Origin of the sequence: Micromonospora sp. NBC_01796 (assembly GCF_035917455.1) — a bacterium.
In the GTDB taxonomy this organism is placed as follows: Bacteria; Actinomycetota; Actinomycetes; order Mycobacteriales; family Micromonosporaceae; genus Micromonospora_G.
Genome location: NZ_CP109078.1, coordinates 3,647,602 through 3,672,363, shown reverse-complemented (window position 1 = coordinate 3,672,363; position 24,762 = coordinate 3,647,602). Strand labels below are relative to the sequence as shown.

Annotated in this window: 26 protein-coding genes, 1 tRNA gene and 1 pseudogene; 11 read left to right on the top strand and 17 right to left on the bottom strand. The window is 72.1% G+C overall.

Translation table 11 applies throughout. The features are described 5' to 3' along the window. Nucleotides 1-16: 16 nt before the first annotated feature. Together OIE47_RS17030 and OIE47_RS17025 are read right to left on the bottom strand one after the other, a co-directional pair. Nucleotides 17-1,165, bottom strand: coding sequence for a hypothetical protein (locus OIE47_RS17030; RefSeq protein WP_326562456.1), 1,149 nt, complete (start codon nucleotides 1,163-1,165; stop codon nucleotides 17-19). Then, the gene (locus tag OIE47_RS17025; protein WP_326562455.1) at nucleotides 1,162-1,737 is read right to left on the bottom strand and encodes a SigE family RNA polymerase sigma factor; all 576 of its coding nucleotides are present in this window, start codon (nucleotides 1,735-1,737) and stop codon (nucleotides 1,162-1,164) included. Before OIE47_RS17025 ends, OIE47_RS17030 begins: the two co-directional genes overlap by 4 nt. A 211-nt stretch (nucleotides 1,738-1,948) precedes the next feature. On the opposite strand from OIE47_RS17025, the gene OIE47_RS17020 reads away from it, so the two are divergent. The 3 genes from OIE47_RS17020 (at nucleotide 1,949) to OIE47_RS17010 (ending at nucleotide 6,231) form a co-directional block, all read left to right on the top strand. Further along, complete coding sequence (locus tag OIE47_RS17020) at nucleotides 1,949-3,544, top strand: alpha/beta hydrolase (protein WP_326562454.1); 1,596 nt, start codon at nucleotides 1,949-1,951, stop codon at nucleotides 3,542-3,544. Nucleotides 3,545-3,673: 129 nt separating this feature from the next. Further along, nucleotides 3,674-4,852, top strand: coding sequence for a DUF4190 domain-containing protein (locus tag OIE47_RS17015; RefSeq protein ID WP_326562453.1), 1,179 nt, complete (start codon nucleotides 3,674-3,676; stop codon nucleotides 4,850-4,852). A 116-nt stretch (nucleotides 4,853-4,968) separates the two neighbouring features. Next, nucleotides 4,969-6,231 (top strand): D-alanyl-D-alanine carboxypeptidase family protein, encoded by a 1,263-nt coding sequence (locus OIE47_RS17010; RefSeq protein WP_326562452.1) that lies wholly within the window; start codon nucleotides 4,969-4,971, stop codon nucleotides 6,229-6,231. Here the strand turns inward: OIE47_RS17010 and OIE47_RS17005 are convergent. Both OIE47_RS17005 and OIE47_RS17000 read right to left on the bottom strand, forming a co-directional pair. Next, a complete protein-coding gene (locus OIE47_RS17005; RefSeq protein WP_326562451.1) occupies nucleotides 6,218-6,727 on the bottom strand; it encodes a GNAT family N-acetyltransferase in 510 nt (169 codons plus the stop codon). The two genes, OIE47_RS17010 and OIE47_RS17005, sit on opposite strands and share 14 nt — an antisense overlap. A gap of 35 nt (nucleotides 6,728-6,762) precedes the next feature. Further along, nucleotides 6,763-7,698: a threonine/serine dehydratase gene (locus OIE47_RS17000; protein ID WP_326562450.1), complete on the bottom strand. Its 936-nt coding sequence runs from the start codon at nucleotides 7,696-7,698 to the stop codon at nucleotides 6,763-6,765. A 173-nt stretch (nucleotides 7,699-7,871) separates the two neighbouring features. Between OIE47_RS17000 and OIE47_RS16995 the strand changes: the two genes are divergently transcribed. Both OIE47_RS16995 and OIE47_RS16990 read left to right on the top strand, forming a co-directional pair. Further along, entirely contained in the window at nucleotides 7,872-9,773 is a 1,902-nt protein-coding gene (locus tag OIE47_RS16995) for a DNRLRE domain-containing protein (RefSeq protein ID WP_326562449.1), read from the top strand. A gap of 353 nt (nucleotides 9,774-10,126) precedes the next feature. After that, nucleotides 10,127-10,693 (top strand): hypothetical protein, encoded by a 567-nt coding sequence (locus OIE47_RS16990; protein WP_326562448.1) that lies wholly within the window; start codon nucleotides 10,127-10,129, stop codon nucleotides 10,691-10,693. Here OIE47_RS16990 and OIE47_RS16985 read toward each other — a convergent pair. The 8 genes from OIE47_RS16985 to OIE47_RS16950 form a co-directional block, all read right to left on the bottom strand. Then, entirely contained in the window at nucleotides 10,638-10,895 is a 258-nt protein-coding gene (locus OIE47_RS16985; protein ID WP_326562447.1) for a Txe/YoeB family addiction module toxin, read from the bottom strand. The genes OIE47_RS16990 and OIE47_RS16985 overlap by 56 nt on opposite strands. Beyond that, the gene (locus OIE47_RS16980) at nucleotides 10,892-11,167 is read right to left on the bottom strand and encodes a type II toxin-antitoxin system Phd/YefM family antitoxin (RefSeq protein WP_199757668.1); all 276 of its coding nucleotides are present in this window, start codon (nucleotides 11,165-11,167) and stop codon (nucleotides 10,892-10,894) included. Before OIE47_RS16980 ends, OIE47_RS16985 begins: the two co-directional genes overlap by 4 nt. A 169-nt stretch (nucleotides 11,168-11,336) precedes the next feature. After that, nucleotides 11,337-11,413: transfer RNA gene (locus OIE47_RS16975), tRNA-Ala, on the bottom strand. A 133-nt stretch (nucleotides 11,414-11,546) separates the two neighbouring features. After that, nucleotides 11,547-12,365: a divisome protein SepX/GlpR gene (gene sepX, locus OIE47_RS16970; protein ID WP_326563134.1), complete on the bottom strand. Its 819-nt coding sequence runs from the start codon at nucleotides 12,363-12,365 to the stop codon at nucleotides 11,547-11,549. Between the two features lie 166 nt (nucleotides 12,366-12,531). Then, nucleotides 12,532-13,173, bottom strand: coding sequence for a GNAT family N-acetyltransferase (locus OIE47_RS16965; protein WP_326562446.1), 642 nt, complete (start codon nucleotides 13,171-13,173; stop codon nucleotides 12,532-12,534). Next, nucleotides 13,170-14,501 carry a molybdopterin molybdotransferase MoeA gene (locus OIE47_RS16960; RefSeq protein WP_326562445.1) on the bottom strand — a complete coding sequence of 444 codons (1,332 nt, stop codon included), beginning with the start codon at nucleotides 14,499-14,501 and terminating at the stop codon, nucleotides 13,170-13,172. The genes OIE47_RS16965 and OIE47_RS16960 overlap by 4 nt, the downstream gene beginning before the upstream one ends. After that, nucleotides 14,498-15,460 (bottom strand): UTP--glucose-1-phosphate uridylyltransferase, encoded by a 963-nt coding sequence (locus OIE47_RS16955; RefSeq protein ID WP_326562444.1) that lies wholly within the window; start codon nucleotides 15,458-15,460, stop codon nucleotides 14,498-14,500. The genes OIE47_RS16960 and OIE47_RS16955 overlap by 4 nt, the downstream gene beginning before the upstream one ends. A 9-nt stretch (nucleotides 15,461-15,469) precedes the next feature. Next, nucleotides 15,470-17,662: a sensor domain-containing diguanylate cyclase gene (locus tag OIE47_RS16950; protein WP_326562443.1), complete on the bottom strand. Its 2,193-nt coding sequence runs from the start codon at nucleotides 17,660-17,662 to the stop codon at nucleotides 15,470-15,472. Between the two features lie 85 nt (nucleotides 17,663-17,747). Here OIE47_RS16950 and OIE47_RS16945 point away from each other — a divergent pair, with 85 nt between their 5' ends. Together OIE47_RS16945 and OIE47_RS16940 are read left to right on the top strand one after the other, a co-directional pair. Next, the gene (locus OIE47_RS16945; RefSeq protein WP_326562442.1) at nucleotides 17,748-18,449 is read left to right on the top strand and encodes a 5-formyltetrahydrofolate cyclo-ligase; all 702 of its coding nucleotides are present in this window, start codon (nucleotides 17,748-17,750) and stop codon (nucleotides 18,447-18,449) included. Between the two features lie 108 nt (nucleotides 18,450-18,557). Beyond that, nucleotides 18,558-18,731 (top strand): annotated as a pseudogene (locus OIE47_RS16940) (FmdB family zinc ribbon protein); the annotation flags it as partial. 14 nt (nucleotides 18,732-18,745) lie between these two features. Here the strand turns inward: OIE47_RS16940 and OIE47_RS16935 are convergent. Next, entirely contained in the window at nucleotides 18,746-19,039 is a 294-nt protein-coding gene (locus tag OIE47_RS16935; RefSeq protein ID WP_326563357.1) for a hypothetical protein, read from the bottom strand. Between the two features lie 121 nt (nucleotides 19,040-19,160). Between OIE47_RS16935 and OIE47_RS16930 the strand changes: the two genes are divergently transcribed. After that, the gene (locus OIE47_RS16930; protein ID WP_326562441.1) at nucleotides 19,161-19,793 is read left to right on the top strand and encodes a flagellar biosynthesis protein FlgA; all 633 of its coding nucleotides are present in this window, start codon (nucleotides 19,161-19,163) and stop codon (nucleotides 19,791-19,793) included. A 12-nt stretch (nucleotides 19,794-19,805) separates the two neighbouring features. Here OIE47_RS16930 and OIE47_RS16925 read toward each other — a convergent pair whose 3' ends face one another. Further along, complete coding sequence (locus tag OIE47_RS16925) at nucleotides 19,806-19,994, bottom strand: hypothetical protein (protein ID WP_442792112.1); 189 nt, start codon at nucleotides 19,992-19,994, stop codon at nucleotides 19,806-19,808. 120 nt (nucleotides 19,995-20,114) lie between these two features. Here OIE47_RS16925 and OIE47_RS16920 point away from each other — a divergent pair, with 120 nt between their 5' ends. Beyond that, nucleotides 20,115-20,870: a hypothetical protein gene (locus OIE47_RS16920; protein WP_326562440.1), complete on the top strand. Its 756-nt coding sequence runs from the start codon at nucleotides 20,115-20,117 to the stop codon at nucleotides 20,868-20,870. Nucleotides 20,871-20,931: 61 nt separating this feature from the next. Here OIE47_RS16920 and OIE47_RS16915 read toward each other — a convergent pair whose 3' ends face one another. After that, entirely contained in the window at nucleotides 20,932-21,414 is a 483-nt protein-coding gene (locus OIE47_RS16915; protein ID WP_326562439.1) for a DUF2231 domain-containing protein, read from the bottom strand. A gap of 207 nt (nucleotides 21,415-21,621) precedes the next feature. Here OIE47_RS16915 and OIE47_RS16910 point away from each other — a divergent pair, with 207 nt between their 5' ends. Beyond that, nucleotides 21,622-22,047 carry a Fur family transcriptional regulator gene (locus tag OIE47_RS16910; protein ID WP_326562438.1) on the top strand — a complete coding sequence of 142 codons (426 nt, stop codon included), beginning with the start codon at nucleotides 21,622-21,624 and terminating at the stop codon, nucleotides 22,045-22,047. Nucleotides 22,048-22,124: 77 nt separating this feature from the next. Beyond that, nucleotides 22,125-23,021, top strand: a complete 897-nt coding sequence (locus tag OIE47_RS16905; protein WP_326562437.1) for an oxygenase MpaB family protein — start codon at nucleotides 22,125-22,127, stop codon at nucleotides 23,019-23,021. Between the two features lie 76 nt (nucleotides 23,022-23,097). Here OIE47_RS16905 and OIE47_RS16900 read toward each other — a convergent pair whose 3' ends face one another. Then, nucleotides 23,098-24,030, bottom strand: coding sequence for a RecB family exonuclease (locus OIE47_RS16900; RefSeq protein ID WP_442792111.1), 933 nt, complete (start codon nucleotides 24,028-24,030; stop codon nucleotides 23,098-23,100). 58 nt (nucleotides 24,031-24,088) lie between these two features. After that, complete coding sequence (locus OIE47_RS16895; RefSeq protein WP_326562436.1) at nucleotides 24,089-24,700, bottom strand: MarC family protein; 612 nt, start codon at nucleotides 24,698-24,700, stop codon at nucleotides 24,089-24,091. Between the last annotated feature and the right edge of the window lie 62 nt (nucleotides 24,701-24,762).

The following is a 24,762-nucleotide window of genomic DNA, read 5'->3' as shown; positions in this document are numbered from 1 at the left end:
GTCCGGAGGGCGAGGGTCAGCCGGATGCCACCGAGATCTGCCGGCCGAGCAGTTCGGGCGGAAGCGAGAACTGCGCGAACTCCCTGCCCTGCAGGTCCATCTCGATCGCGCTCGGGTATCCCGCGCGATCCTCGACGAACATCAACCGGTCGTCGGCGGTCCAGAACGCGTCCGCGCTGGGCAGTACTCCGAGCACCGCCCCGGTGGTGGCGTCGACGAGCTGCGGATCCTGCTGTCCCTGGACGACAACCAACCGCCCGTCCGGCGACCACGGGTACGCCCCGACCACATCCCCCCTGATCGGCAGGAACCGCGTCGGCTTGCCGGTGTCGGCCGAGAAAAGCTGTAGCCCACGTCGCGCGGCACGGGTCTTCTCCGAGTTCGGCGCGGCCGGATCCGTCTGCGCAAGCACCACCTCCTTGCCGTCCGGCATCCAGGTGAACTGGCAGTAGTCGGTGCAGAGGTACGTTGCCGCGCTCGCCGAGAACTCGCGGACCTTTCTGTCCGCGACGGTCACGATGATCGCGGTATAGCCGCCGCCCGCCTGCATGTTGATGTTCGTCAGCAGCACCTTGCTGCCGTCCGGCGACCACTTCGCGGTCATCACGTGGCTCCCGGTCCGGACCCACCTGACCGCACCGGTCGCCACGTTCAGCAACCCGGTCTCACCCGGCCGGTTGTAGTCGTAGACAGCGGCGAGGTTGCCGCTCGGCGCCGCCCACACCTCGTCGTAGGCGGTGTAGCCGACGTAGGAGTTCCGGGTGCGGTCGAGGACGTAGGCGGGCTGGCGCGGGGTTCCGGTGGTGGTCGCCCCGGTGACGATCCAGCTACCGCTGAGTTGCAGCGGCCTGCTCCACCAGGCGCTGCCCGCCGCCTGCACGGTCGAGGGCGTCGGCGACGCCGAGGGTCCGGTCGGGTCACCGGAGGTGGGGACGATGAGGTGCGGTCCGATGGGACGTACCTCCGGACCGGGGCGCAGCCAGACGAAGGGTGACGCGATCACCGCGATCGCGACCACCGCCGCGGCAGCGCCGACGATGCGACGCTGGCGCCGTACCCGCCGGCCCCGGGCCATCGCGAGCGGTGCCAGGTCGGTCGCGGCGCGGGCTTCACCGGCCAGTCCGTGTACGGCCCGACGCAGGGCCTCGTCAGTCGCGTGGCTCATCGCGCCGTCTCCCAACGGGTCTGAGGTTCATCCCGCTCGGTCTGCTCGTACCGTTGCTCCGGGTTGTTCCGCTCGGCCAGGTTGGCGAAGTCGGGAACCAGGTCACGCAGCTTGCTCAGGGCCCGCGACGACTGGCTCGCCACCGTGCCGACCCGGCAGCCGAGCAGCGCGGCGGTCTGTTCCACACTGAGGTCTTCGAGGTATCGCAGCACCAGGACCGCACGCTGCCGGGGTGGCAGCATCCGCAGCGCGTCCCGCAGCATCATCTGCAACACGGTGTCGTCGGCGGTGTCGCCGTCGGCCACCGGTTCCGGGGTGACGCCGAGCGGCACCTCCGGTCTCCGTTTCCGCCGCCGCCAACCGGAGACCTGGTCGTTGTAGAGGATCCGGCGCACGTACGGCTCGGCGTCGCCGCGGATCTTCGGCCAGCGCGCGTACGCCTTGGCCAGCGCGTCCTGTAACAGATCCTCGGCGGCGTACTGGTCACCGGCGAGGGCGTACGCGACCCGCAGCAGAGCCGCACCACGTTCGCTGACGAACGCGGTGAACTCGTGCTCGGAACCCTGGTCCACGGCCCACCTCCGCCATTACGACGCTGCCGCCCCCGGGAAGTTTGCTCACCCCGTGAATGTCCCTTCCGGCCGGTACCGGCTCGGGTCAATCGCCGGATCGGTCGGTCGGGGACATCCCGGAGATCCCCCTGGCATGCTCCGCCGAGCCTTCAGCACAGCTTCGGTCCATGCTCGACTGGGCGGCACGTCCATCGATTGGAGCTGTCGCGTCATGCGAAGAGCAATCCGTACCACGGTCGGTTTCTCGGCCGCCCTCGTCCTCCTGCTCGGCGCCACCGCCGCACCCGCTGGGGCGGCGGCCAGCGGGACGGCCGGGGCCGACACGACCACGAACGGTTGGCGTCCGCCCGCACTCGACTGGCAACCGTGTGCCGACCTGCCGAACGACGACGGCCTGCGCTGCGCCACCCTCGTCCTGCCCGTCGACTGGTCCCGTCCGCACGGCGCGACCTTCCCGCTGGCGCTCGCCAAGCGGGCCGCCACCGGCCCGGCGGCCAGGCGGATCGGCCCGCTGCTGATCAACCCCGGTGGGCCGGGCGGCTCCGGTGTCAACGCGGTGATCGAGCGCCCCGAGCGCTACGGCAGCCCGGAGATCCGGGAACGGTTCGACATGATCGGCTTCGACCCCCGGGGTGTCGCCCGCAGCAACCCGATCCGCTGCTCCCTCGCGCTGCTCGGCGAGCAACCCTTTCCCGTACCGGCGGACCAGGCGGAGTACAGGGCGCTGGTCGCGTACAACCATCGGCTGTACGACAACTGCCGGGCGAACACCGGCCCACTGTTCGACCATGTCGACGCGGTCAACGTGGCGGACGACATCGACGCGATCCGGGCCGCCCTCGGCGTACGGCAGATCAGCTACAACGGTGCCTCCTACGGCACCCTGATGGGCCAGATGTACGCCGAGCGTCATCCGCAGCGGGTACGGGCGCTGGTGATGGACAGCACCATGGACCACAGCCTCGGGACCGGGGCGTTCATCCGTACCGAGTCGGTCGGGGCGGAGCACTCCTTCGAGCAGTTCGTGGCCTGGTGCGACCGGGACACGAGCTGTGCTTTGCACGGTCGGGACGTACCCGGGATCTTCGCGGAGTTGATGCGGCGAGCGGAGGCCGGCACCCTGGTCGACCCGGACACCGGCGCCGGTCTGACCTGGTTGGACCTCAGTCGCCGGACCCTCGGCACGTTCTACCTGCCGGCATGGGCGGACCTCGCCAACCTGCTCGCCGCCATGATCGACAACGCGCCCGCCCCGGCGGCATCGGAGCGAGGGAAAACCGCCGCCGACGAGTTGGTCGAGTATCCGATGCCGGTGTTCTGCCAGGACTGGGCGTTGCCGGTCGACGGGCTGTCCCAGTTCCGCCGGTACGTCGAACTGGCCCGGGAGGTCGCACCGAACATGCGGGCCTCGGCACCGGCCCTCACCGCCCTCGGAGTTTGTCTCGGCTGGAAGGGTGAGGTGGGCAACCCGCAGCACCGGCTCCGGGTACGCACCGAGCTGCCCCTGCTGATCGTCAACTCGTTCCACGACCCGGTCACCCCGTACGAGTGGGCGGTGGGCGTGGCGGACCAGTTGGGGCGGCACGGTCGACTGGTCAGCTTCGAGGGTGCGGGTCACGGGGTCTACCCCGGTACGCCGTGCACCACCGCCTTCGTCGACCGGTACCTGGTCGACCGTCAGCTCCCGCCGCCCGGCGCGACCTGCGCCGCCGCCCCGACACCGACCCCGACGTACGCGCAACGCGGTGCCGGGGTGTCGGAGCTGCCGGGGCCGGTCCGGCCCGGTTGGTCGGCCGTCATCCGGTGACGATCGTCCGGTGCGGGTTGCCCGTTCCCGGCTTCCCGCACCGGAACCGTCCCGGATGTGCCCCGTGGACGAGGCGAGGATCGCATAGGCTCCCTCCGCTCGAAAGCACGTACGGGGGAGGAATGCGGGATGACCGCCGACGGAACCGATCCGGCACCACCCGAGGCACCCGGTCCGGAGCAGGCGGTGCCCGCAGGGCGGCCATCCGACCGATCGACCATCGACTGGGATACGTGGGAGCACCCGTTCGACGATCCGGACCTGGTCCATCGACGGCTTCCGGGTCTGACCGGCCCTGCGCCGCAGAACACCAGGCTGAGTGGGTTCGCGGTCCTCGCTTTCGTGTTCGGCCTGCTCGGCGGGCTGCTCGGCCTCGTTTTCGGGATCATCGCGCTGCGCGACATCGGGCGGACCGGTCGTCGGGGCAAGGGGCTCGCCATCGCCGGCCTGTCACTGCTGGGCGTCTGGATGATCGTCGCCGCCGTGGGCCTGGTCGTGTTCCTACAGACGGCCGACCGGGTCAACGCCATCCACGACCTCCGGTCCGGCGACTGCCTGAACCTCGACGAACCCGGACCGGGTACGCCGTTCATCAGCGACTCGTTCACGGTGATCGAGTGCACGCAGCCGCACAACGCCGAGTTCGTCGGGCAGGCACCGGGCCACTACGACGACCCGATGGAGAAGCACCCGCCGGAGTTCCTGGGCGCCTACCCGGGCGCCGACACGCTCACTCGGCGGGCCGAGACCTGGTGCCCGACACTCGGACGCGACTACGTACTCGATCCGCTCTCGTTGCCGGCCGGCACCCACCTGCGCTGGTTCCTGCCCCGCGAATCCGAATGGACCCAGTCCCGTGGCTCGATCGCCTGCTTTCTCGCCGGTGGGAACGGCACGTTCGACCGGCCGTTGAAGATGAACGCGGCGACCGTGGACGCCGAACAGCTGCGCTTCCTGCTCGCGATCAGGGAGGCCAGGGAGGAGATCGAGCGGGTCAGGGCCCTGGGCCGTACCGCCCCCATGACGGAGCTGGGTGACGCGGCGACGAGGGTGGTGATGGAGCAGTCGGAGCGGAGGCAGCGACTGAGGCTCGGCCCCTGGCCAGCTCCGGTGCAGCCGGCGATGGACCGGCTCGTGCTGGAGGCGGAGGCCGCCGAACCGCTCTGGCGTGACCTCGGCAACGCGGCCAGCCCGGACGCGCTGTTCGAGCGGCTGACTCGGGCCGAGCAGCACGCCAACCCCGAGACCGAGTTGGCCGTACGGCGTGCCCTGGGGCTGCCCACCGCGCAGGGCGAACCGCTGGGCTGAACCGGCCGGTCCCGCCGGAGTCAATCTGTCGATGATGCCCCACCGGGCCCACGACCAGCGGCAATATCAGATTCGTCAGCGCCTACGGCTGTCTCGCCTCGGGAGGAACACCGCTCATGTACCAGTCGGCCTCGTACGCGGCGGCGCAACGCCGTTCGCGACGGCTGAAGCTGCTCCTGCCCGCCGCGCTGGCGCTGGTGCTCGTCGCGATCGGGCTGTTCGTCAGCCAGCCCTTCTGGCACGACCCGCCGAGGCCGACCGCCGAGCCGATCCTGCCCGCCTCGACCAGGATCCCCGGCACCGCGCCGGAGCTGCCGTGGCCGTCGACCGGGCAGGCCGCGGTCTCCATCGAGGGCCTCGGTGACCTGGGCAACTTCGGCAGCCCGACCCCGGTGGCGATCGGCAGCGTGGCGAAGGTGATGACCGCGTACGTGGTGCTGACCGATCATCCGCTCGGTGTCGGCGAGTCGGGGCCGAGCCTGACCGTCAGCGCGGCGCAGGCCGCGGCGTACCCGGCGGAGAAGGCGCGGGGCGAGTCGCTGATCCGGGTCGCCGCCGGGGCGCAGTTCACCCAGCGGCAGGCGTTGCAGGCGGTGATGCTGCCGTCGGCGAACAACATGGCCCGGATCCTGGCCGCCTGGGACGCGGGCAGCGTGGCCGCGTTCGTCGACAAGATGAACGCGATGGCGACCGGGCTCGGCATGGTCAACACCCGGTACACGGACCCGGCCGGGCTCGCCCCGGACACCGTGAGCACCGCCGTCGACCAGGTGATCCTGACCCGGAAGGCGATGGCCCTCCCGGCATTCGCGGAGATCGTCGCCCAGTCGAAGGCGACCGTCCCGGTCGAGGGGACGATCACCAACTACAACGACCTGCTCGGGCGGGACGGCGTGGTGGGGGTCAAGACCGGCTCGACCGACGAGGCCGGGGGCTGTTTCACCTTCGCCGCCGTGGTGAAGGTCGGCACCACCAGCCTCCTTGTTGTCGGCGCGGTGCTGGGGCAGCCGGGTGCGCACACCCCGGAGCAACTCCGGGCGGTGTTCCGGGCGACCACCCCGCTGGTCCGTTCGGCCGCCGCCGCGCTGGGCGTACACACGGTGGTCACGGCCGGGCAGGAGGTGGCCGACGTACGCGGCCCGCTCGACACCGGTACGACGACGCTGCGGGCCGCCCGGGATGTCGAGGTGATCGGCTGGCCGGGCCTGGAGGTACGGCTCGACACCGAGATCCCGCCCGTACCGAGGCAGCTCTCGGCCGGCGCCGAACACGGTCGGGTGACCGCGACCGTCGGTGAGCAGCCACCGGTCGGTGGGCCGCTCCACACCGGCGACCAGCTCGAACCACCGGGAGTCTGGGACCGCCTCACCCGGCGGTGAGATCACGCTGGAAGATCGTCGTGTCGATCCACCGGCCGTGCTTGAAGCCGACCGACCGGAGCCGGCCGACCTCGACGAAGCCGTGCCTTCGGTGCAGGGCGGCGGAGGCGTCGCTGCCGGTGTCCGCGATGACCGCGATGACCTGCCGTACGCCGGCCGCCGCGCAACCGTCCAGCACCGCGCCGAGCAGCAGCGACCCGAGCCCGGCACCGGTACGCCCCGGCGCAAGGTAGATCGTGTTCTCGGCGCTGTGCCGGTACGCCGGCTTGGGGCGCCACTGGCTGGCGTACCCGAATCCGGCCAACTCCCCACCGACCTCGACCACCAGGAACGGCAGCCCGGCGCCGCGCAGGGTCTGCGCCTTCTGCCGCCAGTCGGCGGGGGTCGGCGGGGTCTCGTCGAAGGTCGCCACGCTCCCGGTCACGTAGTGGGCGTAGATCCCCGCCACCTCGTCAAGATCCCCCGGCTCGACCGGCCGGACCACCCTCGTCGGCATCCGCCGTACCTCCCTGGCCTGCTGTCCCCGCCGGGTCAGAGATCGGACGGGTTGGTGTTCGCCCCGCAGAGCAGCACCCCGACCCGCTCACCCGGCTCCGGGCGGTACGCGCCCGAGGCGAGCGCGGCGTACGCGGCGGCGGCGCCGTGTTCGACCACGATCCGCCACCGGTCCCAGAGCTGCCGCCGGGCGTCGACCAGGTCGTCGTCGGAGATCAACACGCTGCGTACGCCGGTCCGGACGGCAACCGCGTACGCGATGTCGCCGACCCGCCGGGCGCCGAGCGAGTCGGCGGCGATCCCCGACACCGGTACGTCGACCGGCCCGCCCCGCTCCAGCGCGTCACGCAGTGTCGGGATGGTCACCGGCTCCACCGCGACAACCCGGGCCACTCCCTCGGCGGCGGCGGCGACACCGGCCATCAGCCCGGCACCGCCCACCGCGACGAGGATCGTGTCGACCTCCCCGTCGAGCTGGTCTATGAACTCACTGCCGGCGGTGCCCGCACCGGCGACGATCTCCGGCTGGTCGTACGCGTGGCAGTGGACCGCCCCCGTCTCGGCGACCGCCTTCAGCGCCGCCTCGTACGCTTCGGCGTACTCGTTGCCGTGCTGGACCACGGTCGCCCCGTACGCCCGGAGCTTGGCCACCTTCACGGCCGGCGCGGTCAGCGGCACGAAGACCGTGGCCGGCGCCCCGAGCGCCCGAGCCGCGTACGCGTTCGCCAGGCCGGCGTTGCCACCGGAGGCGACCACGATGCCGACCTCCGGGTCGAGTTCGCCGGATTCGCGGGCGGCGAGCACCCGGTTGAACGCACCCCGGGCCTTGAACGAGCCGGTGTGCTGCATGAACTCGCACTTGAACCAACCCGGCCCGGCCCAGGTCCCCGGATCGACCTCGATCAGCGGAGTACGCCGCACCTGCCCGGCGATCCGTACCGCCGCCGCGTCGACATCAGCTCGGGTGATCATGTTCGGCCGCCCTCTCTCCGCTCCGGACCCGACCAGCCGCGGCCGGCGGTCGTCACCAGATGCTAACCAGCGGCCCTCGACCGAGCCGCTGAGCTGCCGGATTGCGGAGATGGCCTTCAATGTGGCTGAGATCCCGCGCGTGGGGTGCGGGAGCCACGGGGAGGAAGTCCACAGTGATCGGACGCGTGCCACGCCAAGGGCTGGTCCCGCTGCTCGCCCTGTCTGTCGGGCTGGGCGGACTGGCCGTCTTCGCCACGTCGGGCGCCGCCAACGCCGCGCCGCACAACGGAACGCCAGCATCGGTGCAACTCGGCTACACCGACTCCGCCCATCCGAAGACGGCCTACGACGCGGGGAACGAGGACCTACCGCTCGGCAGTTGGCGGGACGCGGCGGGGGTGAGACACACCTCGCGGGTGTACGCCACCTTCGACCTGAGCGCGTACCAGGGGAAGAAGATCTACAGCGGTTCGATCTTCCTCCGGGAGAGCAGCGCCGCCGACTGCTCGAAGCGGGCGATCGAGATCTGGCGCACCAAGCCGGTCGACGCCACCCCCACCTGGAAGCGGGCACCGGAACCGCTGGTCAGGACCGACGAGATCCTCACCCCCGACGGATGCCCGAGCCAGTACCTCAACCTCGACGTCAGCGCCGCCGTACAGGACGCCGTCCGGCAGCGGCAACAGCGGATCACCTTCGAGATCCGGGTGCCGCAGCGGTACGAGAACGACCCGACCTACGGCCGCAAGCTGTACTGGTACTCCCCGGTACGGCTGAGCGTGCAATTCAACTCGGTACCGACGGTCGACAACAACCATCTCTACAACGGCGGCTTCCCGTGCACCACGTCGAAGCCGTACCCACGGATCGGCTCCTTCGCCAACTCCATTCAGGCGGTCGGCACCGACGCCGACGCGTGGGACGAGCGCGCCATCCTCACCACGGCGGCGATCTGGCCCGTCGACCAGCCACGGCAGCGGACCGAGTTCACCGGCGACTTCGGCACGTCCGGCCGGGCCAACGGGGCAGCGGTGCCCGCCAACGCACTGGTCGACGGCGTGACGTACGCCTGGCAGGCCAGGGCCGGTGACGGTGCCGACCTCTCCGCATGGTCGAAGAAGTGCTACTTCACGTACGACGTGACCCGCCCGCCGACCCCGATGGTCAGCTCGTCGAACTACCCACACGCCGACACCGGCGAGTTCGCACCGGTGGGCGTGCCGGGTCGGTTCACCTTCTCCGGCAACGGCAACCGGGACGTCGCCGGTTTCGCGTACTCCTGGAGCGAGCCCGGTGTCTCCGGCTGCTCGTACAGCGAGCCGCTCGGTCAACTCGTCTGCACGAAGCCGTTCGACCGGCCTGACACCGTCCGGGCCAACACGCCGGGCGGGTCGGTCACCGTGTCCCTGAGCCCGGAGCGCAGCGGATTCCAACGGCTGTACGTCTACGCGCTCGACCTGGCCGGGAACAGCTCGCCGTGGGCGACGTACGAGATGTACGTACCGTTCTCGGCGCCGAACGTGTCGGTGGTCGACGGCCCACCGGAGTGGGGCAGCCAGGTGCACCTGAGACTGTCCCCCGCCACCGGCCTGACCGTGACCGGATACGAGTACAAGCTCGATGGCGGCGAACCGCAGACGCTGCCAGCCGGCGCCGACGGGGTGGCACATCTGTTCTTCCCCGCCACCAACACCTACGGCCACCGGGTCGAGGTACGCAGCCGGGGCGCGAACGGGTTCCGGTCGGACTCGACGAACTGGACGTACTACTTCGGCCAGCGCCCCGGCGTACGGTCGACGGTCTACCCGCCGGGCACGGCGGGCGGTGGGGTCGGGGTTCCGGGTGATTTCACCTTCACTCCGGTGGCCGGCTGGACCGACACCTCGGCCTACCGGTACTCGTTCGACGGCGCCGAACCGACCGAGGTCCCCGCCGGCCAGGACGGCCGGGCGACCATCACCTGGGCGCCCACCACCAGCGGCTGGCACGAACTGGAGGTGTACGCCGTCCGCGCCGACGGCAGCGTCAGCTACGAATCCAACTGGTACTCGTTCCTGGTCGCCGAAGGCACCTGACCCGTACGTTCTCGTGATCGCTGAGGGCTCGGCCGACTACCAGCGGCCGGGCCCTCAGCCATCGGGTACCGAGGTGCGCGGCGGGCGTCGGAAAGCGGACTCGAACCGGGCGTACGTGGCGTGGGTAACAGTGCCGGCAGCGTCGAGAAGCCGTCAGAAGTGCGGGCCGAATCGCAACGCGGGTCCGGATATGACTGGTACGGGCGCCCGCACCGGCCACAGAACGCGATTGCGAGCCACTTTCGCGCCATGCTGGTATCCCTCTCGCCACCGGCTGTCCACCCAGGACGGTGGATCTTCGAGCCGGCCGCCCATCGGCGTTCCGGCCTGCCGTACCGAGAGGAAAGATCGACATGCGACACCTAAGCCTGGCCAGGGTGGCCTGCCTGCCCCTGGTCGTGGCGACCGGCCTGGCGGCGATGCTCCTGGCGCCAACCGCCGCGCACGCCATCCCACCCAGTTGCGACGATCCGAACCCGCCGCCGATCTGCTTCGAGGACCCGGACCCGGTCAACCACGACCCGGACGGCAGCATCCTCGGCGCCCGGCGGGTGCCCGGTGGGGTCTTCGTCAGCGGGATGGCCAGCGACCCCGACGGCCCGAACGTCACCGTCACGCTGCGGATCAACAACACGATCGCCGGGACCCTGGTGGCCAACCGACCCGAGCCGGGCCTGGGCAACGTCGGCTTCGCCGGGGTGATCCCGGCCGTCGCCCGCGGGACCTCCGTCTGTGCGACCGCCCAGAACATCGGTCCGGGCCAAAGCTGGCCGCCGGTGACCCGCTGCCGCTGCGAAGCCTCACTTCGCGCGTCCCGAGGTTCGGTGGCCAGACGACCGATGCTCCTGGTTCCAGCCCAGGCCGCTACCGGTCAACGTAGTGGTAACGGCAGGCGACGATCTCGACGTCGTCCTTGCTGATCCGATACACCAGCCGGTGTTCCCGATCGATCCGCCGCGACCAGAAGCCGGACAGCTCCCCCCGAAGGGGCTCCGGCTTGCCGATGCCCTCATATCCGTTGCGCATCACGTCCGCGATGAGGTCATTGATGCGCTTGACCAACTTACGGTCTGTGTGGCTGAGATACTGGCTCCACGCCGTCGCGGTGAAGACCAGCCTCACGCGACGTCCCGCACGGTCGCCGGGTCGATGAGATCCCTCTCGGCCGCATCGCCCTTCTCAAGCTCCGCCATAGATCGGCGCAGAGCAGCGGCGTTGCTCGGGCTTCGCAGGAGGTACTCGGTCTCCTTCATCGACTCGTACTCCGCAAGCGGCACGATCACCACGGGATCGTGGCCCGACCGGGTCACCACCACTTCCTCCGCGTCATTGATCACGCTGTCGAGTTCGGCGGCCAGGTTCTGCCGTAGCTGGGTAAAGTTCACGGTCCGCACGACCACCTCCAGGGTAAGTACAGAAAACTGTACCTCACGCGGGTGGGTCGACCAGGTTCCACCGAAGATCAAGAAGTGGAGCGGGTTCCGCCCCACGGATGCCAGCCGGAAAAATGATGAAGGACTGGTTCTCGATCTTCCGAAAACCAGTCCCTGACCTGCTGTTTCTTGGTGGAGCTGAGGGGACTCGAACCCCTGACCCCCTCGATGCGAACGAGGTGCGCTACCAGACTGCGCCACAGCCCCCCGCCCGACTTGCGCCGGGCGACCGACCCGCCGTCCGAATCTCAACGGCGAACCGGCGCCAAGGCTAACAGGTACGGCACCCGGCGGGCGAATCCGCCCCCGGCGTGCCGGAGCCGTCCCACCCTGGAAACGCTCAGGCGGAGTGGGAGCCGCGCCCGGCCTCGTACGGGCGACCGCGCAGGCCACCGGAGCGCCGGTAGGAGACCGACGCACGCGCCCGGCCACCGCTGGCCGCCGCCGGAAGGTCGTCCGGCCGGTCCAGGCCCATCGCGGCGCGGCGTACCGCCTCCCGCTGGGCGGCCAGTCTGCGCTGCGCCTCCCGGCGGGCCGCCGCGCGGCGGGCCTGCTCGCGGCGTACCTCGGCCTGTCGGGCGGCGAGCCAGGCCGCCTCCCGGGCCTGGATCCGGCGGCGTCGGCGTCCGGCGATGGCCCGGTTGCGCAGGTGTACGACGTACGCGGCGAGCAGTGCGCCGGTGACCGCGAAGCTGATCCAGAAGCCGGGGCTGACCGCGATGACACCGATCAGCTCGGCGAGGTTGAGCAGGAGGAGCGCGGCGAAGACCCGGCGGCGGCGGTAGACGGCCGGGGTGTGCCGCTGGACCGGGGGACGGCGGCGCGGGCGCGATCCCGACCGGGGTACGGCACGCAGGCGGCTGGCCCGTCGGCCGGTGGCCGGGGGCGCGGAGACGGGGTCGGCCATCCCGTACACCGGGTTGTTGGCGCCCGACAGATCACCGCGCAGAGTAACCGTCAGGACACGCGACGGATTGACCGGCTGCCGACCCGGAACAGTACGGCGTCGCCGGCGGCGCTGAAGCACCCGCGCCGTCGACTGCGCCCGCTCCGCCACCAGCCGCTCGGTGGCGTCGTACCGGCGAACCAGCGCCGGTGCGAAAGCGAGCAGACCTGCGGCGGCGAGGACGGCGAGGAGCACCGAGGCCGGCACCCTCACCCCTCCCGTCACCCACGTCGGGTAACCCCGCCGGCCGTCGGGACACCCGCCGAGCTGGCAGGGTCGCTACGACCGCCGGACGGTTACCACACATCCAGTTACTTCAGGTTACGGGCGGTGCACCAGGATCACCGTGCGCCGCGCCGACTACCAGCAGCAACAATGATCAAGATGTGACGGTACGGATCCGGTGCCACCGGGCCAGCAGACCACCCTCGGCGGCGACTTCCTCGCTGGTCATCGCGTATCCGATGTGGTCGCGCCAGGCGCCGTCGATGTGCATGTAACGGGGGTGGTACGACTCCTCGCGGAAGCCGAGCTTCTCCACCACCCGGCGGGACGGGCCGTTCTCCGGGCGGATGTTGACCTCGATCCGGTGCAGTCCACCGGGGCCGAAGGCGTGGTCGGTGACGAGCGCCAACGCGGTCGGGATCACCCCGCGCCCGGCCACCCGCGCGTCCACCCAGTAGCCGACGTACGCCGAACAGAACGCCCGGCGGACGATGTTGCCCAGGTTGATGTGCCCGACCAGGCGCTCCCGCCCGTTCTCGCGCAGGCAGACCGCGAACGGCATGCTCTCGCCCCGACGGCTGGACCGGCGCTGGTCCCGGTAGACGTACCGGAACGCGACCGGGGAGTTGAGTTCGTCCCAGCCGCCCTGCGGAGCGGTCTCCCAGGGGGCCAGCCACGCCTGGTTCGCCCGACGCACCTCGGACCAGGAGGCCGCGTCCCCGCGCTTGTACGGCCGCAGCAGCACCGGACCGTCGGCGAGCGCGACCGGCCAGCCCGGTGTCCCGATCAGGCTCATCGGCGCCGGTCCAGCAGCAGGACGTCCACCGTGGAACCGGCCGCCGCCGTGGTCACGCGCTCCCCGAGCACCAGCAGGCCGTTCGCCTCGGCCAGTCCGGCCAGGGTGTGCGGCCCGCCGCGCAGCGGTTGGACCGTGTAACCGCCGCCGCGCCGCTCGGCGACGTGGGCGGGGCGGAACTCCCGCAGCCCACCGGGGGACGACACGGTCTCCAACAGGTGCGCGCGAACGCTCGGCCGGAACACGGGCTCGGCCCCGGCGAGCAACTGGATCGCCGGGCGGGCCAACATCTCGAAGCCGATCAACGCGGCACCGGGTTCACCGGGCAGACAGACCACCGGAACCTCCTCGGCACCGACCGTACCGAATCCGAGCGCACTACCGGGGTACAGGGCCACCTCGGTGAAGGTCACCGGCCCGGCCCGGCCGGCGTCCCGGCGGGACAGGATGCGCCGGACCATGTCGCCGGGGCCGGTGCCGGTGCCACCGGTGGTGATGATCAGGTCGGCCCGCAGGGTCTGGTCCTCGAGTAGCCCGCGCAGCCCCTCCGGGTCGTCGTCGCAGATCCCGACCCGGTACGCGAGCGCGCCGACCTCGGCCGCGGCGGCGGTCAGGGCGTGCGAGTTCGTGTCGACGACCTGGCCGGGCTGGCTGGGTCGGCCCACCTCGACCAGTTCGTCACCGGTCGCCACGATCACCACCCGGGGGCTGGGGCGGACCACCACGTGCCCGATACCGGTCGCGGCGAAGACGGCGACGAGCGCGGGCGAGACGTACGTGCCGGAGCGGGCGAGCAGTGCGCCGGCCGGCAGTTCCTCGCCGACGCGGCGCAGCCCGTACCCGCGTTTCGGCACCCGGAAGATCTCCACCGCGGCCATGCCCTGGTCGGTCCACTCCACGGGTACGACGACGTCGGCGCCGATCGGCAGCGGGGACCCGGCCGCCACCGAGAAGCAGGAGCCGGGGGTGAGCCGGACCGGGCGCCAGCTCGCCGCCCCCAGGTCACCGACGACGTTGAGCCGGACCGGTCGGGTGTCGCCGGGGCGGGGACGACCGGGCGCGCTGGTGCCGGGCGGGATGAAGCCACCGCCCCGACCGGCACCGGCGAGGTCCTCCCAGCGGGCCGCGTACCCGTCGATCGCCGCCTGGTCGAACGCCGGGTACGCGTGCGGCGCGAGAACGTCCTCGGCGAGGACGTTCCCGTACGCCTGGGTCAGGTCGAGGTCGAGCGGAGGCAGCGCTCGCAACCTGCGCAGCGTGCTGCCCAGGTAGTCGGCGAGCGGCGTCAGCTCGTTAGCGGCCGCCTCGGCATCGGCCGTGGCTGTCATGTATTGCGCCCGCCGAACGCATCCGAGTTGACGAAGTCGGCCAGCCACTGCCGGAACTCCTGGCCCAGGTCGTCGCGCTGGCTGGCGAGCTGCACCACCGCCTGGAGGTAGCCCAGCGGCATGCCGGTGTCGAACCGGGTGCCCCGGTAGACGATGGCGTGCACCGGCGTCCCCTCCTCCAGCAGCGTCGCCATGGCGTCGGTGAGCTGGATCTCACCGCCGCTGCCCGGCCCGGTACGCCGGATCGCCTCGAAGATCTTGCCCGGCAGGATGTACCGGCCGAGTACGGCGAGATTGCTCGGGGCGTCCTCCGGTGCCGGCTTCTCCACCAGGCCGGTCACCCGGACCACCTCGCCGAGGTCGGTCAGCCCCTCCTCGGCCGGCGCGACCGAGGCGATGCCGTACCGCTTGGTCTCCTCGGGGCTGACCTCCATGAAGGCCAGCACGATGCCGTTGGTCCGGGCCTGCAGGTCGAGCATGGCCGGCAGCAGCGGCTCGGACAGGTCCACGAACTCGTCGCCGAGCATCACCGCGAACGGCTCCTCGGTCCCCACGTGCGACTCGGCACACCCGACCGCGTGGCCGAGCCCGAGCGGCTCGTGCTGGCGGGAGGTGAAGATCTCGACCAGCTCGCTCGGCCTGCGTACCGCTTCGAGCCGCTTCTGGTCGCCCTTCTTCTCCAGGTGCGCCTCCAGTGACGGCGAGCGGTCGAAGTGGTCCACCATGGAGGTCTTGCCCCGGCCGGTGACCAGCAGGACGTCACGGATTCCGGCCGCGGCGGCCTCCTCGACGATGTACTGCAGGACCGGTCGGTCCACCACCGGCAGCAGTTCCTTGGGCACCGCCTTGGTGGCGGGCAGGAACCGGGTAGCCAGTCCGGCCGCGGGGATCACCGCTTTGACGGCCCGTCCGGGGGTCGCGCTGGAGGTCGTTCCTGGGGACGCTGAGTGCTCCGACATGCCGCGAGACTATCGGCCACGGCCCTGGCGCGGCGGGTGTGGCCCGGAAGACGCGCCGCCACCGGCCGGACCGGGGTGCCCGCCCGCCCGGGGCAGTCCGTCGTCCGGCGTCGCCGCTCCGGCCGGCACGGGCATCTCCTGGACCACCGGGTGGTCGCCGGCCACCGCCACCCGGTGGGTGTCCCGCCCGCCCGCCTTCGCCGCGTACAGCGCGTCGTCGGCGGCGTCGAGCATCCGGGCGGCGGTGGTGGCGTGGTGCGGATAGACGGCGATGCCGATGGATACGGTGACCGGAACGAGCGCCCTGGGGGCCACCGACACCGATCCCGGTGGTGCGGGGATCGCGATCGGTGTGTCCCGGACCGCCGCGCCGAGCCGCTCGGCGACGGTGACCGCCCCGCGCGCGTCGGTCTCCGGCAGCAGCAGTACGAACTCCTCCCCGCCCTGCCGGAACGCGAGGTCGACCTCACGGATCACCCCCCGGATCCGCCGGGCGAACTCGGTCAGCACCACGTCCCCGGCCGCGTGCCCGTACGTGTCGTTGACCTCCTTGAAGCGGTCCAGGTCCAGCACCAGGAGGCTGATCATGCGGCCGAACCGGCTGGCCCGCTCGACCTCCCGCCGCACCGACTCCTTCAGGTAGCGGTAGTTCCACAGCCCGGTCAGCGGATCGGTCAGCGACAGCCGCTGCGCCTCCTCGTGCACCCGTACGTTGTCCACCGCCACAGCCGCGTGGCAGGCGAAGCTGCGCAGGGTGACCAGGTCGGTGTCGTCGAAGTCGTCGGAGCCGTGCCGGTCGTAGAGGACCAGCACGCCGACGGTGGCGGCGGCCGGGGGCGGGTTGAGCGGGTCGGCCGGGTGCGGCGGCGGACCGGCCGAGCCGGGTGCGGCGAACGGCACCGCCACGTACGTCCGGCAGTTCGGCTCGTACCCGGAACGGGGTGGGCCGTCCCGGTCGATCCGGCCGCGCAGCGGCTCCCCGGTGGCGGCGACCGTGCCGAGTACGCCGTACCCGAGCGGCACTCGTACCGCGCCCGGATCCGCTCCCGGCAGACCGTCCAGCCCCTCGGCGCACTGGCCGACCAGGGTGCCGTTGTCCGGGTCGAGCAGGAGCAGCAGACCGGCCCGCGCCCCGGTGGCGACCAGCGCGGTCTGGAGGATGACCTGGAGGATCCGGTTCAGGTCGTGGGTGCTGGCCAGGGTGTCGCCGAGCAGCGCGAGGTGGCCCCGGAGCTGGTCCCGGCTGGTGGTCAGGGCGTGTACGTAGGACTGGGTCTCGCGGGTCATCCGGTTGAAGGTCCGGGCGAGCCGACCGACCTCGTCCGGCCGGTTCACCGGCACCCGGGCGGTCAGGTCCCCGTCCGCGACCCGGTCGACGGCGGACGCCAACTCGGTCAGCGGGCGGGTGGTCGAGCGGGCCAGCCGCCAGGCCGCCAGTACGGCGAGCAGCCCGGCGAGGAGCACCGCCCCGGCGAGGATGGCGTAGATCCCCTGCGGCGGGTTGGGCGGTACGGAGAGCACCAGCGGCAGCGGCTGGCCGGGGGACGGGCCGACCCGCCGCACGTACCTCCCGGCGTCGGTCTCACCGACCGCGTCCCCGTCCAGCCCTCTGGCGGCGACCAGGACCGCGTCCCGGCTCGCCCTCGGCTCGGTGCTCTGCATGGCGGTCCCCGGGGCGGGCTCGCCCCGGCAGAGGGTGACTTCGGTGCCGGTGGCCGCCGCGAGTCGGGAGACGAATCCGGGGTCGAGTTGCTGGGCCGCCGAGACCGTGCCGATCGGAGCGCCGGCCGGGTCGCGCAGCTCCACCCGTACCGCCAGGGCCTGGACCGGGGCGCTGACCGGGTAGCCGCCGGCGCAGTCCGCCCACGGCGCGGGCGGCGCGGCCGGGGTGACCAGGGTGGTGCCGCCGGTCGCGTCGGTGACCCGGATCGCGCCGGCGAGACCCCGGGCGATCACCTGGCGGGCGGTGGCGACCCGGCCGGCCGGGTCGCCGGCCACCGCGACGGCGTCGGCCGCCGCGTAGAGCTGCTGGCAGAGGGCACTGACCGAGGTCCGGACGGTGGTGGCGGCGAGGTCGAGCCGCTCCCGGGACCGATGGTCGTTGACCACGGCGACGGTCCCGCCGGCGAAAAACGCGCCGAGCAGGACCGGGCCGAGCACGACGGCGAGGAAGGCGGTGGTCAGCCGTCCACGCAGCGTCACTTTTTCCCCCGGGAAGTTCCGCGTTCGTTGCTGGGATGCTGAGACAGCCCGACATAGGCAACTGGAGTTACCGCAGGAGTGTTACGTGCCGGATTTTCCGGATGAAGCGGAAGTGACTGATGGGACGCACGGGGAGAAGGTCGCTCTCCGGGCCGTCCTGCTCGCCCGCCGCCGGGCGCTGCCGGCCCCGGACCGGGTCGCCGCCGCCGCGCTCGTCCAGGCCGAGCTGACCCACCTGGTACGCCGCACCGCGCCGCGCCGGGTCACCGCGTACGTGCCGGTCGGCTCCGAACCCGGCGGCCCGGACCTGCCCGACCGGCTGCTCGAAGCGCTCGCCGCGCCCGCTCCAGCCGCTCCCGCCGCTCACCCCGCCGCAGCCGCCACGGAAGGGCTCGACCGGCGGGGTGAGCTGCTGCTGCCGGTGCTCCGGGCCGACCTGGACCTCGACTGGGCCCGGTACGCGGGCTCCGGGGCGGACGGCGGGACGCTGGTGGCCGCCGGCCGGGGGCTGCGCGAGCCGTCCGGGGCGCGGTGGGGTACCGACGCGATCGGCGCCGCCGACCTGGTGATCGTGCCGGCGCTGGCGGTCGACCGGCGCGGCATCCGGCTGGGCCGGGGCGGCGGCTCGTACGACCGGGCGCTGGCACGGGTGGCGCCCGGCGTGCTGACCGTGGCCCTGCTGCACGACGGCGAACTGGTCGACCGGGTGCCGGCCCAGCCCCACGACCGCCCGGTACGGGCCGTGATCACCCCGTCGGACGGGTTCCGTCTGCTCTCTCCCGGCTGAGTCGGACGGGTCCGTCCGGCCCGGCCGATCGGGGCGGGCGTCACGCCGGACACGTCGGGTGGACGAGAATGGGTCCGATGACGCACCATTGGCACTCGAATACGACGAGTGCCAAACGAAAAGCAAGATCCGGAGGAGTCCGTGCCCACGTACCAGTACGCCTGCACCGCGTGCGGCCACCAGCTCGAGGCGGTGCAGTCGTTCACCGACGCGCCGCTGACCGAGTGCCCGGCCTGCGAGGGGCGGCTGCGCAAGGTGTTCAACTCGGTCGGCATCGTCTTCAAGGGTTCGGGCTTCTACCGCACCGACTCCCGGTCGGCCGGTTCTGACACGGTCCCCGGTGGCAGCGCCGCCCCGGCCAAGTCCGAGTCCTCGGCCAAGTCGGAGTCCTCGACCGGGTCCGGCTCGACCTCGTCCGGCAGCTCGTCTTCGAGCAACGGCGGGTCCGGCAACGGCTCGGGCGGCGGAAGCAACGGGTCCGGCAGCACGTCGAAGTCGACGGCGGGAACGAGCAGCTCGGGCAGCTCCGGCAGCTCCTCGTCCAGCAGCGCCGCATAACAGATCCACAACCCGACACCGGGGTTGTCCACAGCACGTCGAGTTATCCACAGGGGAAACCGGGCGCCTGCGCGCCCGGTTTCCGTACGCCTAGCCTCCTGCCACCGGAGTGCGCCCGCACCGGACGCCCGGTCGAACGGGAGGCACCCACCGATGGCGACCCCATCCCGACCGGTACGGCGACCGCCGTCGCTGGCCCCGTCCCGCTGGCCGACCCTGCCCCGCCGCGGTACGGCACTCCGCCTCGCCCTGGCCGCGCTGCTGCTGACCCTCGCCGCCGGGGTGGTCTATGCCCGCGAGCCGCAACCGTCCTGCCCCGAGGCCGCCGCAACCGGACCCGACGCGGCACCCCCGGACCTGTCCGGTTCCTCGCCGGCCGGTCCCCGACCACCGGGCGATCCACGGTCACCTAGCGATCCACGGTCACCGGCTGATCCGGGGACTCCGGACGGTCCGCGATCGCCGGATGATCCACGCTCGCCGGCCGGGGCGGCGTTGCCGCTGCCGGCGGGCACGGTCGGGGTGCCGATCCGGCTGGCCGAGCCGGCCGCACTCGCCGTCGTACGACCCGGGACCCGGGTCGACCTGCTCGCCACCGGCGCCGGTGGCCGATCGACCGGACCGGCCCTCGTCGCCGCCCGCGCCCTGGTCCTGGGCGTGCTCACCGCCGACCCGACGATGGACGGACCGACCGCTCTCTATCTGGCCCTGCCGCCCGGGGAGGCACATCGGGCGATCGCCCTGCCCGACGGCACCCGCTTCGCCATCACGGTCCTGGCGCAGTAGCTCCGCCGCCGACTAGTCCCAGTGCGGTGGGCGGTCGGCGAGCAGCCGCTCGTCGTTGGAACTCGAACGCTCGCCCCAGCCCCGGTCGGTGTCGTCGACCGACTGCTCGGGGATCACCACGAAATCGTCGTCGGAAAGATCGACCGTACGCTCGCCGTCCAGGCCCGCGCCGGCCGCCCGAGGCTCGTCCACCCTTTTCACGCTCAGTAGCCTACCCACGGTTGAGAGCCCACCCACCGGCCGAGAGCCCGCGCACCGGTCGGGAACGTGCCCCGGCGTGCGTCGGCTCGTGGCTCGATGGCTCGGGTAGCGTCGAACGCCGTGACCTCCCCCAGCGACGAGCCCATCGACGACAGCTTCTGGCGGCGGCCGGCCGAGCCCTCGACCAGCTCGCCGGGAACACCTCCGGCCGACCTCCCCGGCACACCGGCGACGACCGCGGCGGACAGCAACGCACCGACGTCGGCGTCCGACCGCCCCGCCAGCGACAGCAACGCGCCCACGACCCCGGCAGACAGCAACGCACCAACCTGGGCGTCCGCGCGCCCCGCAGGCGACAGCGTCACGGCCGGCAACAGCACGCCGACGACCCCGGCAGACAGCGTCACGGCCGGCAACAGCACGCCGACGACCCCGGCGGACGGCAGCCCGCCGGCACCCGGGACGGGCAGCAACGGCGGGCGGCCAACCGCCGCGTCGGCGCTGTACTCCGCCCCGGTTGGGACGCCACCGCCGTCCCCGTTCGCCGGTGGCCCGGCTGGTGCACCACCGGCCGTACCACCGGCGCCGTACTTCGGGCCGCCGCAGGGCGGTGCGTTCGGGCCGCCGCAGGGGGTGCCGGGGGGATCGGGGCCGGGTGGCTATCCCGGCCCGCCGCAGAGCGCGGTGCCGGCACCGGGCTGGCGGCCACCGGTACACGTACAGCCGGCGCCGCCGCGCCCGTTGCCGCCCCAGAACGTGCCCGCCCTGGAAGCGCAGGAGGCGAGCGCCCGGACGCTGACGTACGGCATCGGGCTGATCGCCGGGGCGATCCTGCTCGTGGTGATGTGCCTGCTCTGCTCCCGCCTGCTGTTCTGAGCCCGGCTTGCCGTGCCGAGCCGTGCTTGATGCGCCGAGCCGTTTCCGGGACCGGTACGGGTCAGAGCACCCCGTTCCAGACCACCTGGGCGCCCGAGTCACCGGTCAGGTAGACGTAGACGGCGCTGAGCACGCCCAGCACGATCACCAGGCCGGTGAGCACCAGCGCCACCCAGCCCGGCAGGTTGGTGCTCCGGGCGCGGGCACTGGTGACGTAGAGCAGCAGCCCGGTCACGATGCCCAGCCCCAGGCTGAACCAGAACAGCAGGTCGCCGTACTCCTGGTGCTCGGTGAGCTGGGCGACGATCGGCGGCGGGTAGCCCTTGGCGATCAGTGCCTCCAGCAGTTCCTCGCCGGAGAGCTTGGCGAAGAGCGCCGAGGCGGGCGCGAGCACGGCCAGGACCGCCACCGCCCAGCCGGTCTTGGCCCGGAACCGGGGCAGGATCCCGTACCCGATCGCCAGCAGCACCAGGAGCGGTACGAAGACCACCGCGGCGTGCACGACCAACGGATGTACGGGAAGGCCCATGATTTCCAAGAACACGATTTCCTCCTCCAGCGGCCGACCACACCGCGAGCCACGGTACGCATAGATCGGGAACGCTTCCCTCAACAGTCGTACACGAAGGCAGAGCCGGTACGGTTCACCCCGGTTCCCAACTCGCCGCTGACCTGGGCCGGCGGGTGTGCCGCGCACCACCGCGATCGGCGACGGCTTGATGGCCCCGCATACCCGTGCTGTTATTGCGTCATGACGGGCGAGGAGATGCTGCGGTCGAGGGGCCTTCGGGTCACCCGGCCTCGTCTCGCCGTGCTCGAGGTGCTCGCCGGTGGTGGACACCTGGAGGTCGACGAGATCCTGCAACGGGTCCGCCAGCGTCTCGACTCCGTCTCCACCCAGGCGGTCTACGACGTACTCGGGGCGCTGTCGCGGGCCGGTCTCTCCCGGCGGATCGAACCGGCCGGCAGCCCCGCCCGGTACGAGGCACGAGCCGGCGACAACCATCACCACGTGGTCTGCCGGAGCTGCGGGGAGATCGCGGACGTCGACTGCGTCCACGGTTCGGCGCCCTGCCTGGATCCGAAGGACGCCGGCGGCTTCGAGGTCGACGAGGCCGAGGTCACCTTCTGGGGCCTCTGCCCGAACTGCCAGCAGCACCGCACCGCCGACCAGTAGCCGACCGGTACGAGCGGCGCCCCCGCCGCCGAGGCAAGCGCGCGACCCGGGGCCACCGACGGTGGCACTCTTGGCTGATGAACCCGGATGACCAGCGAGCGGAACCGGACCCGGACGACGACCTCGGCCTGTTCGGTCCCGGTTCGGTCACCTGGAAGGTGCATCGGGAGCCGATTCTGCTGGTCGCCGGGCTGCGCTCGTTCTACCTCCAGGCGCTGCACCCGAGGGCGATGGCCGGGGTGGCCCAGAACAGCGATTTCAGATCCGACCCGTGGGGTCGCCTGGTCCGCACCGCTCGCTACGTCGGCACCACCGTCTACGGCACGACCGCCGAGGCGGAGGCGGCCGGGCGGCGGTTGACCGCACTGCACGCGCGGATGCGGGCCACGGACCCGGAGACCGGGCAGGAGTTCCGGATCGACGCCCCGGACCTGCTGCGCTGGGTGCACGTGGCCGAGGTGGAGTCGTTCCTCAGCACCGCCCGGCGGGCCGGTCTGCGGTTGTCCGACGCCGAGACCGACGCGTACTACGCCGAGCAGCGGCGGGCCGCGGCCCTGGTCGGCCTCGACCCGGAGACCGTGCCCGGTACGGCTGCCGCCGTCGCCGACTACTACCGGGAGATGCGACCGCACCTGCGGATGACCAGGGACGCGGCCGAGATCGCGCTGTTCCTCACCGCACCGCCGATTCCCTGGAAGGTGAGCCGGCCGACCCGCCTCTGGCTCAGCCTCGGTCCGGCCCGGCTGGCCTACTTCGGGATCGCCGGCACCGCGTTCGGCCTGCTGCCGTCCTGGGCCCGGCGGCTCTACGGAGGGCTCGGCCTGCCGACCACGGACCGGTCGGCCGAACTCGGCGCACGAACGCTGCGGTTGGCGCTGAACGCGGTCCCGCGCCGCTACATCGAGGGCCCGATCTACCAGGCGGCACAGGCGCGGGCCGCCCGCCTGGCCGACCCCGGCCGGTCCCTACCGTGAGGCCCCCGGCCGGCTCCTAACGTGAGGCCCGGCTGTGACGACTCCGGTCGGTCCCGAGCGTGAGCGGAGGGAGGGGCTAGTTGTCGCCGGGGCCGTTCGGTGTCACCGGGAGCAGGGTGCGCTCGACTGCCGACCACGGATCCTTGGCCGGGGCGCCGGCCCCGCCGGGGCAGCTACGCCGGAAGTCGCACCAGGCGCAGCCGGGGCCCGGTGCGACCGGGAACGCCTCGTCCGGGTCGGTGCCGTCGGTGATCGCCCGTTCGGCGGCCATGATGTCGCGGGCGGTGTCCTCGGCCCGGCTCACCTGACGGGCGATCGACTCCGGGGTGTGGTCGTACGCGGCGACGGTGCCGCTCGGCAGGTGGTGCAGTTCGACCCGGCGGCAGGGGCGGCGGAACACCCGTTCGGCGGCGTACGCGTAGAGCGCGAGTGCCTGCGAGCCCCGCGCGTCGTCGACGTCCAGGCCCGTACGGCCGGTCTTGTAGTCGACGATCGCCAGCTCGGGCCCGTCGGGGCCGGTCCGGGCGTCGATCCGGTCGGTCCGGCCGTTGAACGCCAGCACCGAGGTCTTGACCGCGACCACCCGTTCCACCCCGAGCGGCTCGACACCCGGCTCCAGCGTGTCCACATAGGATTCCAGCCACTGCAGGGCCCGGCGGTACGCGGTCCGCTCCTGCTCGTCGTCGCGGTATCCCTCGCCGACCCAGGTGCCCTTGAGCAGCACCGGCAGGGCCTCCGGTCGGCGCTTGGCCTCGGGCAGGGCGTACCAGTTGCGCAGTGCGGTGTGCACGCTCGCGCCGAGCGAGTTGTGCGCCCAGGGCGGTCCCTTGACCGGCGTCGGCCGGTCGAGGTACGAGTAGCGGTAGCGGCGGGGGCAGTCGGTGTAGCTGCCGAGCTTGCTCGGGGTGCAGACGAAGAGCCGCTCCGGCATCCCTTCGAAGCCCAACTGCTCCGGCTGGTTGCCGCGCGGGCGCGGGGCCCGGTTACCCGGTGAGGTCGGTCTGCGCACGGTGCCGATCCTGCCACCCCCCACCGACAGTCCGGTCGATGCCCGTTCGCCACGCGCGTCAGGACTGTTGGAAGACCTTGACGAAGGCGCTGACCGCGTCGGCGATGAGCTGCACCGCGATCGCGGCGAGCAGCAGGCCGGCGATCCGGGTGAGCACCTCGATGCCGCTGGGTCGCAGCACCCGGACGATGCCGCCGGAGAACCGGAGGGTGAGCCAGACCGCGGCCATCACCGCGACGATGCCGAGCGCGATGGCGAGCTGGTCGGAAAAGCCGTCGGCGCCCTGGACGAAGAGCATGGTCGCGACGATCGCGCCCGGACCGGCGAGCAGCGGGGTGCCGAGCGGCACCAGCGCGATGTTCGAGGTGGTCTGCTGGCCGGGGTCGTCGGCCTTGCCGGTCAGCAGTTCGAGCGCGACCAGGACCAGGAGCAGCCCACCCGCGCCCTGTAGCGCGGGCAGCGACACGTGCAGATACTCGAGGATCGTCTGCCCGGCGACCGCGAAGATCACGATCACCCCGAGGGCGAGCGTCACCGCCTGCCGCGCCGCCCGGTTCCGTTCGCGGGCGGCGAGCGGTCCGGTCAGGGCGAGGAAGATCGGCACCATACCCGGCGGGTCCATGATGACCAGCAGGGTGACGAACACCTCCACGAAGAGCTTGAGATCCACCCGGTCACGGTAGTTGGCCCGCCGCGTTATCCCACGTCGGTGTGCGCGAGGCCACCGCAGTC